Source organism: Bacillus sp. FSL P2-0099, assembly GCF_038007445.1.
Taxonomy (GTDB): Bacteria; Bacillota; Bacilli; order Bacillales; family Bacillaceae_G; genus Bacillus_A; species Bacillus_A mycoides.
Genome location: NZ_JBBOXE010000001.1, coordinates 648039 through 661389, shown reverse-complemented (window position 1 = coordinate 661389; position 13351 = coordinate 648039). Strand labels below are relative to the sequence as shown.

General features: G+C 35.5%; 9 protein-coding genes. All 9 read right to left on the bottom strand.

The window, feature by feature from the left end:
* Positions 1–31 precede the first annotated feature (31 nt).
* The 9 genes from glnH to MKY90_RS03255 all read right to left on the bottom strand — a co-directional run bounded on the left by glnH (position 32) and on the right by MKY90_RS03255 (position 13187).
* Entirely contained in the window at positions 32–862 is an 831-nt protein-coding gene (gene glnH, locus MKY90_RS03295; RefSeq protein WP_341090328.1) for a glutamine ABC transporter substrate-binding protein GlnH, read from the bottom strand.
* 12 nt (positions 863–874) lie between these two features.
* On the bottom strand, positions 875–1729 hold the full coding sequence (locus MKY90_RS03290; protein WP_307838809.1) for an amino acid ABC transporter ATP-binding protein: 855 nt from the start codon (positions 1727–1729) through the stop codon (positions 875–877).
* Between the two features lie 10 nt (positions 1730–1739).
* Complete coding sequence (locus MKY90_RS03285; RefSeq protein WP_002125208.1) at positions 1740–3200, bottom strand: alanine/glycine:cation symporter family protein; 1461 nt, start codon at positions 3198–3200, stop codon at positions 1740–1742.
* Positions 3201–3359: 159 nt separating this feature from the next.
* Positions 3360–4331, bottom strand: a complete 972-nt coding sequence (locus tag MKY90_RS03280; RefSeq protein ID WP_002125205.1) for a phosphotransferase enzyme family protein — start codon at positions 4329–4331, stop codon at positions 3360–3362.
* A 23-nt stretch (positions 4332–4354) separates the two neighbouring features.
* Positions 4355–5041, bottom strand: coding sequence for a CPBP family intramembrane glutamic endopeptidase (locus MKY90_RS03275; protein WP_002125203.1), 687 nt, complete (start codon positions 5039–5041; stop codon positions 4355–4357).
* Positions 5042–5241: 200 nt separating this feature from the next.
* On the bottom strand, positions 5242–5841 hold the full coding sequence (locus tag MKY90_RS03270) for a TasA family protein (protein WP_341090325.1): 600 nt from the start codon (positions 5839–5841) through the stop codon (positions 5242–5244).
* Between the two features lie 258 nt (positions 5842–6099).
* The gene (locus MKY90_RS03265; protein ID WP_002125200.1) at positions 6100–10341 is read right to left on the bottom strand and encodes a S8 family serine peptidase; all 4242 of its coding nucleotides are present in this window, start codon (positions 10339–10341) and stop codon (positions 6100–6102) included.
* Positions 10342–10711: 370 nt separating this feature from the next.
* Positions 10712–11353, bottom strand: coding sequence for a response regulator (locus tag MKY90_RS03260; RefSeq protein WP_002035350.1), 642 nt, complete (start codon positions 11351–11353; stop codon positions 10712–10714).
* A gap of 1 nt (position 11354) precedes the next feature.
* Entirely contained in the window at positions 11355–13187 is a 1833-nt protein-coding gene (locus tag MKY90_RS03255) for a GAF domain-containing sensor histidine kinase (protein ID WP_002125196.1), read from the bottom strand.
* Between the last annotated feature and the right edge of the window lie 164 nt (positions 13188–13351).

The window sequence follows — 13351 nt, the reverse complement described above, 5'->3', positions numbered from 1 at the left end:
TACTATTTATCACGAGAAATAAAGTTTCATTTTACTTCTCTTGTTTTTGACCAATCCATTTTTCATACAATTTATCGTATTCTCCATTCGCTTTCATATCTTTTAATAAACTATTAATCTCTTTCGTTAAATCGTCTGCACCTTTTTGTACTGAAATTCCATACGGTTCATCCGTGAAAATTTTCCCTACAACTTCATAATTAGAATCTTGTTTTGCCATTCCGTAAAGAATCGCATTATCTGTAGTTAAAACATCGCCTTTACCTGCTTTTAACGCTGTAAATGCCTCACTATAATTCTCAAACTCTAATACTGTTGCTTCTGGTGATTTTTGGCGAATGTTATTTGTAGATGTTGATCCTTTTACAGCTAATACTTTAACGCCTTGTTTTATATCATCAATGCTCTTAATATTGCTTCCTTTTTTCACAAGTAACGATTGTCCTGCTTTAAAATATACATCTGAGAAATCTACTTCTTTTTTGCGTTCTTCCGTAATTGTCATTGTCGCAATAATTGCATCAATATCACCATTTTTCAGCATCGGAATACGTGTTTTAGACGTTACTTCTTTCAGCTCTAGTTTCTTTTCATCACCAAGAATTTTTTTCGCAAGTGCCTTCGCGATATCAATATCGAATCCTTCTACTTGCCCTGTTGAAGGGTTTTTCAATCCAAATAAATTCGTATCATTCTTCACTCCAACTACTAACTTCCCTCGCTTCTTAATTTGCTCAACAGCTCCGCCTTGCTTCGTATTCGTTTCTTTCGCCTCGTCTTTTTTCCCCCCGCACCCAGCAACAATAAACACGAATAAACATGAGAATACGATTAGGGTAAACAACTTTTTCATCTTAAGCATGAAATTCCTCCTTTAATGATTTAATACCCGGCTTAAAAATAGACGTGCTCTTTCTTGTTCAGGATTTGCAAAAAATTGTGATGGTGTTGTATCTTCGATAATTTGACCGTCATCCATAAATAAAATTCTATCTGCTACCTCACGTGCAAATCCCATCTCATGTGTGACGACGACCATCGTCATTCCTTCTTTAGCCAGCGCTTTCATAACATCAAGCACCTCTCCGATCATCTCTGGATCAAGAGCGGACGTAGGCTCATCAAATAGCATAATTTTCGGTTGCATCGCGAGCCCTCTAGCAATAGCTACCCTTTGCTGTTGACCTCCGGATAATTGATGAGGATATACACCTGCCTTCTCCGGGATTCCTACTTTCTCTAAATAAACCATCGCTGTTTTTTCTGCTTCTTCTTTTGAAGTTTTATTTACTTTAATTGGTGCTAGTGTAATATTTTGCAGAACTGTTTTATGTGGGTATAAGTAAAAATGCTGGAAGACCATACCAATATTTCGGCGTAATTCATTCATATCTGTTTTTTTATTGTGTACATCTGTATTTTGTACGATTAACTCTCCATCAGTAATCGCCTCTAACTGATTTATACACCGAAGCAATGTACTTTTTCCTGATCCTGAAGGACCAACAACTACTACCACTTCACCTTTTTTCACTTGCACATTAATATTTTTCAAAACTTGGAAGTTACCATAATATTTATTTACATTACGAAACTCTATCACCATACTCCCCCCTCTCCTAAACAAAGCATGTACATTCTTTTTATATTCAAAAATAGGCAAAAAAATAACTTTCATCTTCATTTTGTCCATAAAAAAGAGCAAAGGGATTTCCCTTTGCTCCTTCATTTCTATTCTCTTAAGATACTTCTTCTTTCTTGTCTTTCCCGTATTCATGCTCCCAGAAATCAGCATTTTTAATTCCTAATTTCTGCGGATCGAATACTGGATCTTTTCCTTCTTTTTTCTGCTTTTCATAATCCTTTAATGCAATCAATGCCGGCTTTTGTAATAATAGAATCGCAATAATGTTAACCCATGCCATAATTCCTACACCAATATCTCCTAAAGCCCACGCTGTTGCTGCTGTTTTTACACAACCGTAGAATACAACTCCTAAGAATACAAACTTTAGTACGATAGACATCCAAGGACGGTCTTTATCACGATTTAAGTAAGCTATATTCGTTTCTGCGATGTAGTAATAAGCCATAATTGTTGTAAATGCGAAGAATAGTAGAGAGATTGCCACGAAACCGTTTCCAAATCCAGGGAAAACAGATTCTACCGCAGCCTGTGTATAACCAGGACCTGGTTGTGCACCATTTAATTTATTGACGATAAAGTTTTTTCCGCTTGCATCAAATACGTTATACATGCCTGTAATAATCATCATAAATGCTGTTGCTGAACAAACAAATAATGTATCAATGTAAACGGAAAATGCTTGTACTAACCCTTGTTTAGCTGGATGCGATACTTCAGCTGCTGCTGCTGCATGGGCCCCAGTTCCTTGCCCTGCTTCGTTTGAATAAATACCACGTTTTACACCCCAAGAAATTGCTAAACCGATAATCCCGCCAAAAGCCGCTTCTAATGCAAATGCACTTTTTAAAATTAACATGAAAGCGTCTGGTAATTTTTCAATATTCATAGCTACAATTACACAGGCTACTAAAATATAGCCAAGCGCCATAAACGGTACTACAACTTGCGCTACGTTAACAATTCGCTTAACTCCACCAAATATAATAAGTGCTAATGCCGCTACTAATACCGCTCCTGATACAGAAGTATTAATACCAAAAGCTGTTTCTAGACTTACAGCAATACTATTCGCCTGAACACCCGGTAACAGCATCCCCGTCGCAAGAATTGTCGCTGCAACGAATACTAAAGCATACCATTTAACACCTAGTCCTTTTTCAATGTAATAAGCAGGACCACCGCGGAATTGCCCTTGATGCTTCGTCTTATATATTTGTGCAAGCGTCGATTCTACATATGCAGAACCAGCTCCTAGAAAGGCTACCGCCCACATCCAAAATACAGCCCCTGGACCACCAAAGGCAACAGCCGTTGCAACACCTGCAATATTTCCTGTTCCAACGCGCCCTGATAATGAAAGTGCTAAAGCTTGGAATGAAGAAACACCCGCATCCGATTTTTCCCCTTGAAATGTAAGTTTCACCATTTCTCCTACATGTCTTACTTGTAAAAACCTTGTTCGAATGGAAAAATATAGACCTACTCCTAAACATAAATAGACAAGTGCTGGACTCCAAACAATATTATTTATCCAACTTACGATAGCTTCCAACTTTCCCCCTCCTTCTTTATAAAGAATATTCAGAATATATATAAAATTATAAGTGTATACCGAATCTATAACAATATTATTTTAATAAAGTAAACATATTTTTGTATAAAAAAACAAAGTATATATTTATTTTATATACTTTGTTCCCTTATCTCTGTATTATGTATTCACTATTGCCTCTTGCTTTATAATTCTTTCATACAACTCATCTGATAACTTTTGAAAATCCTCTGGCATATCTTTCCCCTTAAATTTCTTTTGAATCGTACCGTATAGGCCTATATCACGTAACCGTAAAAATAACGGTAACGATTCATACCAACTATCCGCCAGCCTGTGCTCATATTCGTACCCCTTTCTTAACACTTGTAACTGTTTACGAGCAAATTCCGTCTTTTTCTCCAATGTCCACGGTGTAAAAAGAACAGAGTAATAAAGAACCATTGCCAAATCATGAATGAAGTAATTATAAGCAGCGTCATCAAAATCAAAGATTGTTAGCCCTTTTCCATCATAATGAAAATTACCTGGATGAATATCGCCATGCATAAGGCCAAACGTTTCTCTTTCGATTGGAAGAGCCTTTATTTCATCCATTAATACAGTAGCAATCCCTTTCACCTTCTCATCTTCTAATCCATTAACAATGCTACTTTCATCCTCTTCCCACGTATCACGGTAGTCTGTTTTAGGATAATCCATTGTAAGGCGGTGCAGTTGTCCAATCGCTTTTCCCCACGCTTCAAAGTAAGCATCTCCCCAATAAGGCGATCCTTCTCCTTTTACTTGCTCACCTTGTGCATATGTAAATAAAGACGCGAAAAAGAAAGTGCCATCTTCCGCTCCAATTTCTTCTACAAGGTTTTGAGATATTGAATTACGAGGTCCCGCCACTTTTGCCCCATGCTCTGCAACATACCGTAAAAAATCTAGTTCGGCCTCTACCTCTTTTTTAGACCGATGAGAAGAATGGGTTAAGCGTAATACGTAATCTTCATTATTTTTATCCTTCGCCTTAAAAATATAATTTTCAAAATCACCAAGTGGCTTTTCTTCCACCGTTACATGATATGCCTTTGCTGCTCTTGCTAAAATTTCATTCGTAAAAACACGTTCTACCGCTATTTCCATTTGTATCCCTCCTATATATCTTCTTAATTCGACATAAATGTAAGAAGTACTGCTATGAAATTAAATAGTGCGTGTGCAATCATAGCCGATAAAATAGAATTTGTTTTTTCATATAACCACGCGAATACTACACCGCTTAAAAAATTCACCGGTAATGTGTTATATGTTGGAATATGAACAACGGTAAATATTATTGAACTTATAAGCACACCGCCCCATATGCCATATCTATCACGAAAAAACGTATAAAAAACACCTCGATATAAAATTTCTTCATAGATTGGTGATATAACTGCTGCTCCAATTACCGCGATACAGAACGCATATATTGATTTATCATTTTGGATCGTCTCCGTTTTACTATTTTCGAAAGAAATCCCCAGTTTCTCCATTATCATTAATACTCCAACACTCACTACAATCAAAGAAATAACCGCTACAAATGTCCACAATAAATCTTTCCATGAAAGCTTCCGAATTCCAATATCTTTCCACGACAGTTTATATCTTTTTATGCAAAAAAGATAAACTAAAAATGTAAATATCACTGCCATTATAAGTCCCATTAATACTCCAGCATATAATGAGTTCCCTATTATTTTTAAAGCATAATCATAAAAAAGAGATTCAACCATTACTGGTACAATCAGAAATACAAAAACAAATAAATATAAAATTTCTTTCCATCCCCACATACATTTTAAAGTCATCTACACCATCCCCCTATATCCTATTTTCTTTAGTATAAAAGATGACGTAACGTAACTTTCAAGCTACTTTTTTTCAAATAATCTAAGCATAATTTTCTCACAAAATAAAAAAAGGTTGATTCACTCAATCAACCTTTACACTATTAAAAATTCTATTCCTCAATTCTTCATCAATTCATTCTCATATATAATATTTATCTTTATTTCTCTTCACCTTTTGTCTGCATTGAGTTGAAGGTCCAATTTAACTTCAATGAATCCCCTTGAAATACATTTTGCTCTTCATCGTTATCTACAAATGTGAACATTACGTAGAAAGTATCATCATCACCAGGAGCAAGTCCATTTCCTTCTCGGTCTACAACACCTTTTTGTACAAGATCAGGAATACTTCCGTTTTGCGTAGCTACCTTTAATTCAGATAATGTAGTAGACCAAATTGGAACCTCATTTTTATCCAAATTCCACAAGAAATCAACACGGATATGATCACCAAAATCAGCATTTCCATTATCTCCTTTAGCATCGATTACACTGTAATCTGTCAGAAGTTTCACATCTCCTATTGCTAAGGTTCCTTTGTTTACTAATTGAAAACCACGCTCCATTTCATCACCTGGTTTAATATTGTCGACATTAATAACAACTTCAGGATTAACACTCAAATCTAAAGTACCCGCTGCAAACGTGTTTTGTGATACTTCCTTATCACTAAAATACGCATATGTCCCCCCGCCAATTAAAGATAAACCAAGCCCTGCAGTTACAACACCCATACCAAGTTTTTTCTTAATACTCATTTCACAAGTCCCCCTATTTTTAAAGTTCAAACTCCAAACCTTATTTCCATCCCACAAACAATAATAATTAAGCAACTACCTTGTCCCACAACGAAAGCGAACTAACTTTAAGCTAGTTACTTCATGTACCCAAACGACTATTACTTTTAAAATAACCGGTAATGTTACCGTAAATCATTACCGGTTATTTGTTAGCCAATCTCATTTAATTTTATATTCATTGTCTTATTGCTTTATTTACTCTAGAAGTTTGTCCACTTATTTTTTTGGCTCTAATCCAATGGAACGTAAGATTTTATCTAACGTCACTGGCCCTACATTTTCTTTCGGTTTCTGATTTTCTTTGGCATCTGGACCCTTTTTCAAGAAATTCTTCTCAATAAAACGAATATCTGTTTCATTTACAACACCATCTTGATTGACATCTCCATCTTTTACAGCCACTTTTCCTTTTTCATATGAAAGAGCTGCTATTCTAGCATCTTGAATATCTACCATTTTATCGCCGTTTACATCACCTGCAAGGCTGTCATCCATATCAGCTCTAAAGTTTTGTCCCACTAATTCTCCATCCTGCATTTTACCTATTTTTGTAGTTAATTTACTATTTAAATGACCTGGCATTTCTACGAAAATATTATATTCTGTATCACTTACTGGAACACTATGAATTTCAAATTGCCCATTATCATCAACCGTTCCTGTATATTTCTTTCCATCCTTACCAACTGCATACACTTTTGCTCCTAGTTTTGTGTAGTCATTCTTACCTAAATACCCCTCTTCAGTTAAGAAAGCTTCTGGTCCAATATATCCTGTAACCATTGCATGTTTCGAAATAATAGAAAAGGATTTATCTTTAAACACAGGAATCTCAACGCCTTCTGATGCACCTGTTTTTGTATAAGAGAATTTATCTACTCCAAATGCTGTTAAATTATTAAAATACTCGTCACTCGTCATCTCGAATGTAACATCTACAAATGGTGCGTCTCCATCTAGACCTTTAAATTCTGTTCCTTCTAAAGATGCACCAACTTTCACCTTGTTTTCCCAGTTTCCTTCTTCATTTATCACTGGATCTTCTAATTTAATATTTAATCCATGTTGTTTTGCATATTCTGCAAGTGCTGGATTTGGTTTAACATCTACAAATTTAAACAACTGTTTACTATAAGGAATCTCAAATGTACCTGACATAAGTTGTTTCACATTATTAAGATTTAAAGTTAATGTAATTTTTTCTCCTAGTTTAACTTTATCCTTGTCATAGCTTGGGACAGCGTATTCCGTTCCCTCTTTAACAAAGACATAATCTTTAAATCCATTTGCCATATTTGATGCAGTTGCAAGATCATATCCAAATAACCTTAAATTAAGCGGTTCATTGATTTCCTCTGGAAGTACACCAAATTTAAAATCACCATTGGCTTGAATTGTATTCAACCAACCTGACGGAAAAGCAGAGTTTTGGTAATATACAATTTCATTAGTTTTTTGGTCATACTGAAGGCCTTTTGCCTTTAATACATCTATCGTAGAATCATAAATGTTACCATGTACCCATAATGCACGCTGACCATCTTCTTCTTTGAACATAGATTCATTTACCTCATGAACGCCAGGTTTTACATCGGTAAATTTCATTTCAGGTTTGATATTATCAATAATTACGCTATCTCCTTTTGTATAAGGTTTCCCTTCTTTGTCATATCCAATGAAATCAAGTTGGTAATCTCCATCAGGCAACGTAACTCGCTTGTCTCCAATTGGATGATTTGGATCTCCTGTAAACGGGAATACATAGCCACCCATACCATCGAACATGATATATTCAATATTTGGTGTTAGACTGCTAGCATTAATTGTCCCCACAATTCCTAATGCCTTTCCTGTTTTTCGATCCTTCACCACTGCATCGATAGTTTCAAGTGGACTGTTCAATTTAAATGTCAGCGGTGAACTCGGCCTTTCCATAAATGGATGGAAGTTAGATGTATCTGTTGCCATTGCATCTCTCAGCAAATCTACAGATTCAATTCCTTTTTCTGTGAATTTAACTGCAAATGGCACTTGATATACTTCTTTTTCATTTTTTTTATTTGAAATATGAATATATCCCTCATATCTACCAAATTCAGCGTTTTCTGGAATGATAATTTCAGGGCTAATTTCCCCTGATGTACTAGGAGCTACTTTAATAGAATCTTGTACGTTCAGCTTCACACCATTCTTCGCTGCATCTTGCACACCTACACTTGTTGGTGAAAACTCTACTTCTAATTTAAACTCTTTCTCGTCTGTTTTATTGCTGTTCTTAATTAAGACTTTTCGACTATCTTTAATAGGTCCATTTCCCAATTGGTTTTTATACCCGAATGCAATAGACCCTGTTTTTTCTTCAATTTCTACTTCTTCATCATTTACAACGTTTGATGTTTTATCGATAACCTCGATAGCTGTATCTGCATGAACTGCACGATACGCATCAATTCGGCCTGATCCTACCTCAAATACAGAGCGTGCCTCTTTTAAGTCAACTGCAGTATTCATAAGCGCTTCTTTTACTTCAAACGGACTATAGTTTGGATGTTCTTGTAAAATGAGTGCCGCCACCCCCGCTGTATGAGGAGTTGCCATAGATGTACCTGACATACGTCCATACGCTACCGGATAATTTTCTCCATCCTTTGGATCATTAATATATTCAGGAACAGTTGAGAAAATAGAAACACCTGGCGCTACAATATCCGGCTTAATATCATCTGTTTTACTTGCAGGACCGCGAGAGCTGAAATCAGCTAAGTGATCTCCTTCTGTTTTTGTGTTACTCAGTTCTCCAAATGTTAAAGAGACATCTCCTTGGACAGCTTTTGCTTGCAATTTCTCACCATCTGCCTTTGTTAAGCGGAACGATGGAATAGATGAAGTACTTTCCCCAAGGTAACTTGTAATTTCACCATCTACATTGTTATATACAATTACCGCCTTTGCACCTGCTTCCTTAGCATTTTTAATTTTTTCATCGAATGTAATCTCACCGCGCTGGATGAGTGCTAACTTTCCTTGTACATCTTTCCCTTTAAAATCATCTATTTTCCCAAGACCTGTATATACAACAGATAATGATTGACCTTTCAAATCTTCAATCTTATCAGTAAAGCTTTTTCCAAGTAGCATCATTTTATCCACATGTAAATCAGCTGCATCGGCGGAAAATGTCGGGATAGTCATCGCAGCGTCACTTGCTCCAACTGTAATTGGAAGTGCTGCTGCACTAGGTGATCCAAGGGTACCTTCTTCTGGACCACTATTACCTGCCGCTACTACTGTAACAACACCAGCTAACATCGCATTGTTTACTGCAATAGAAGTAGGATATAAAGGATCATTAATAGACGCACCTAATGATAAATTGATAACGTCCATATCGTCTTTCACTGCTTTATCAATCGCAGCAAGAATACCGCTTGTTTGTCCACTTCCATATGGACCTAATACACGATATGAATATAAATCTACATCCGGAGCGACTCCCGTAACTGCATAATCCACACTATTCTTTTTGTCTGCAGCAATTGTCCCAGCTACATGAGTACCGTGGGATGTATAGTATGCACTTCCATCATAAATTTCAGGATATCCTCCAGAATTTTGCCAATCCTTATACGTTGTCTCCATTGGATCAGCATCATTATTAACAAAATCCCATCCTTTTATTGAGTTCGGATCTATTTTGCTTGCATCTTCACCTTGCTTTGCACGATACCCTTTATAAGCATCTTTTAAATCAGGGTGGTTATAATCAATACCTGTGTCCAGTACACCTACCTTAATTCCTTTTCCTGTTATTTTTTCATCATGTAGCTTGTCCACACCAATTTGTGGTACACTATCTGCCATTTTGGGTTCGGCAGCCGTCTTAGCTGTTTCTTTCGGTAAATCAATTTTGACCTCACTATCTTCCCATACGCGCTTAACAATACCAGTGCGAACTAAGTCTTCAATCATATTCGCAGGTAACGAAATCGCTACACCATTAAAAGCATTCTTATATTCTCTTGTTATTTTGGCAGATTTAAAATTCGTCCCTTTATCTTTATTCTTTTGAAGCTGCTCAAACTCTGATTTAAATTCTTTATGAGATGCTTCTACCTTTTGTTCCGCAGTTGAAAGGGCTATTTTTTTCCCCTTAGCTGCTTGTTTTAACATCTCGATTTTGCTAGGTGCTTGCTTAAACTCTACAATCACATTCACATTATCAGGACTTGCTGTATTGATGCCTGGTGAAATAACAAAACCTGGTTTTGTATTTAACGTTTTTAAGGCATTACGTTGTTCCTTTGTAAGACCTTTCAATATAGCATTTGCATCATCAATCCCAGTTAAAGTAGTTGTATTTACCTCTTCGGCCAATACGTTATATGGAATTCCTTGAGACATTAACATACCAACAGTTAGCGTTCCGATAAGTATTTTTCCGAATTTCCCCTTCTTCATAGCGCATCTCCTTATTATTAAAATTATTTTTTCTAAAATAAATCCTCTGATCTCCTATTTAGCATTGGCAATTCTATCAACCTTGAATCTATTTAAAACAATCGAGAATCTCCAACACTACTAATCTTCTTTCTATAAAAGCCCCCATAAATTGTTTCCAACTACAACGATTTACAACATGAATTATTAGTAGCGTTAAGCAATAATTCTATTTTTATTATTTCACATTTTGATTTTTCTGAATATTGAACAAAAGGAGTAATTTTTTTCTAATGATTCTATGCCCAAATAGTACAAAAGAACTACCTTGCCCTTTATTCTTTGTAATATAGAATAAAGAAACACGATAGTTCTTTTAAACATCTCTTATTTAATCCAACGGAACCAATTGATTTCGAACAGCATAAATCACCGCTTGCGATCGACTTTTTACATTTAGTTTTTTAAAAATTTTATTGATGTGAATTTTAACTGTTTTATCACTAATATATAGAGCTTCAGCAATTTCTTTATTACTAAGTCCTTTTACTAATTCAAAAAGAATTTCCTTTTCACGTTCCGTCAGTTCATTTTCATTTGATTCTAATTTCATTTTTTGCTGATGATATGTAATTAATTTTTTAGTCATACGCGGATGAATAACTGAATCGCCTCGATATAACATTCGAATTGCTGCTATTACCTGCTCCGATGATGAATCCTTCAATAAATAACCATCAGCACCAGCCTGAAGTGCATCCATTAAATACTCATCATGTTCATACATTGTAAACACAAGCACTCGGCAATTTGGATAATTTTTTTTTACTAACTCTGTGGCTTCAATCCCATTTTTCCCTGGAAGATTAATATCCATCAAAATACAATCTGGTCTGCATTCTTCTACTTTTCCCAATACTCCGTCCCCAGAGCTAGCTTCTCCAACCACTTTCATATCAGATTCATCCTCTAGTATGCTCCGAATTGCGTCTCGTAAAAAAGCATGATCATCCACTACTAATATTTTAATCATTTTACGCACCCCTTGTTTGTGAATCTGGAATTAATAGTGTAATTTCTGTCCCTTTCCCTACAGAACTATCAATCTGTAAAGTAGCCCCTAATTGTTCAGCTTGTTCATTCATATGTAATATACCATAATGTGGCTCATTCTTCGTTTTAACCATAGACTCAAATAGTGAAAAGCCGACTCCATTATCCTTAACCCTTAAAAGCACGTGCTCACTTTGATAGCTAAGTAAAACATCAGTCTTTTCTGCTTGTGCATGTTTTACAATGTTTTGCAAACTCTCTTGTAATGTATCAAAAATAACTCTTTCTTTTGAAAAGCTGAGTGCACGTGCATGACCTCTTTCATGATATGTAATATCTAGTTCATATTCTTGTTTTAAAGATTTTATTTTACTTGCTATCGCCTGCTTAAGCCCTAATTGTTGTGTCGGATATGGTTTTAAAGCATAAATAGAATAACGAACTTCTCCTAGGCTTCCTCTTAAATCTTTTATACTTTTCTCTACTATTTGCTGCATATCTATTGGTTTATCACGGTATTTTTTCTGCGCGGATTCTAGTTGGTATATCACCCCGGCCAATGTTTGTGCAATACCATCGTGAATTTCGCGTGCGATTCTATTTCTTTCTTCTAAAATCATTCTTTTTTCCTGTTCAGAAATCAATATTCTTGTTTTAACTACGTTAGCTAATTGGTTAGAAAACGTAGCTAACGACTGTACATCTTCCGGAAAAAAACCCGCAGTTCTACTTTTCCCTGCAACAAACATTCCGACTAGTTCATCATTTACAATAAGAGGAAAATATACAAGCGAGCGTATGACGCTATCAAATATTTCATCTCCAGGAGCCGTACCAGTTTTCCAATCATGAAACACAAGATTTTTAGAGATTCCCTCAAACGCCTTGGATATTTCTGAATGATCAGAAATATCCAGACGAACTTTCCCATCTTTCAATAGAAGATTCCAGTTCCCATCATCTTTTGTCCATATTACATATGCTTGTATGCCAAAAAAGCCTTTAAGTGCTTGTTTAATATGTTTTAGGTTCCCTCCGGTTAGTCCACGACTAATTTCTGTCGTAATAAGAAACAGCTCATATAATCGTTCCTTCTCCATCCTTATCCGTACAGAAAAAGAGCTAATAACTGAAATTGCTACAAGTGGAAAAAAGAAAAACAGTACTGTAATCTCGTTTATTTCCACACTATATGTACTAATTAATACATGCATCAGGGCCGCATAAGAGAAACCAAAAGTTTCGCAAAGAAATACCGTTACAGTTTTTTTATACCACTGATAGATTGAATATGGCTGCGGAAGAATTATCATTAACAAATCGTAAAAGCGGTTGTTGAAGAAGCCAAAAAACACGCAAAATAACAACAAAGATATTAAATTTTCATATAGAACTGACATATCTATCTTGTTAATTAATAAAGACATACATTTATTTGAAAACCATTCGGCCAAGATCAAACTAAGCGCATGCTGAGTACTATTAAATAACATTCTTTGTATCGGTGAACGACGATGCAGGTGAATAATTAGCGTTACGAGTACAATAGCAATAATAGTCATATGGATTCCAAACTGCCAACTCATAGCGTAAATTATCGGAAAGGTAAGCGAGCTAGTTCCTCTCCAAAATCGTACAGGAAAATACTCTGCAATCCCCATAAATATTAATAACAATATTAATATCGTTGGATAAGAAGGGATTTTAATATCAAGTAAAGATATGGTTATAGTAATCAAGCCAAGAAAAGAAATAAAATAAAGATAAGAACTAGCAATCTTTTCTCTCATAAAGATAGAATTTACATCCTTCAAAACAACCCCTTCTTTCTTTATAAAACTTCATTTTCTCTATTATCCAACAAAAAACCGGCACTGGCAAAATGGAAAAACCTCCACTAGCCAATCACCGGCTGTGTACTACACCTAAAAAGGCAAGACACAATATTAGTATAAATCGATTCTCATAAATTTCCTAT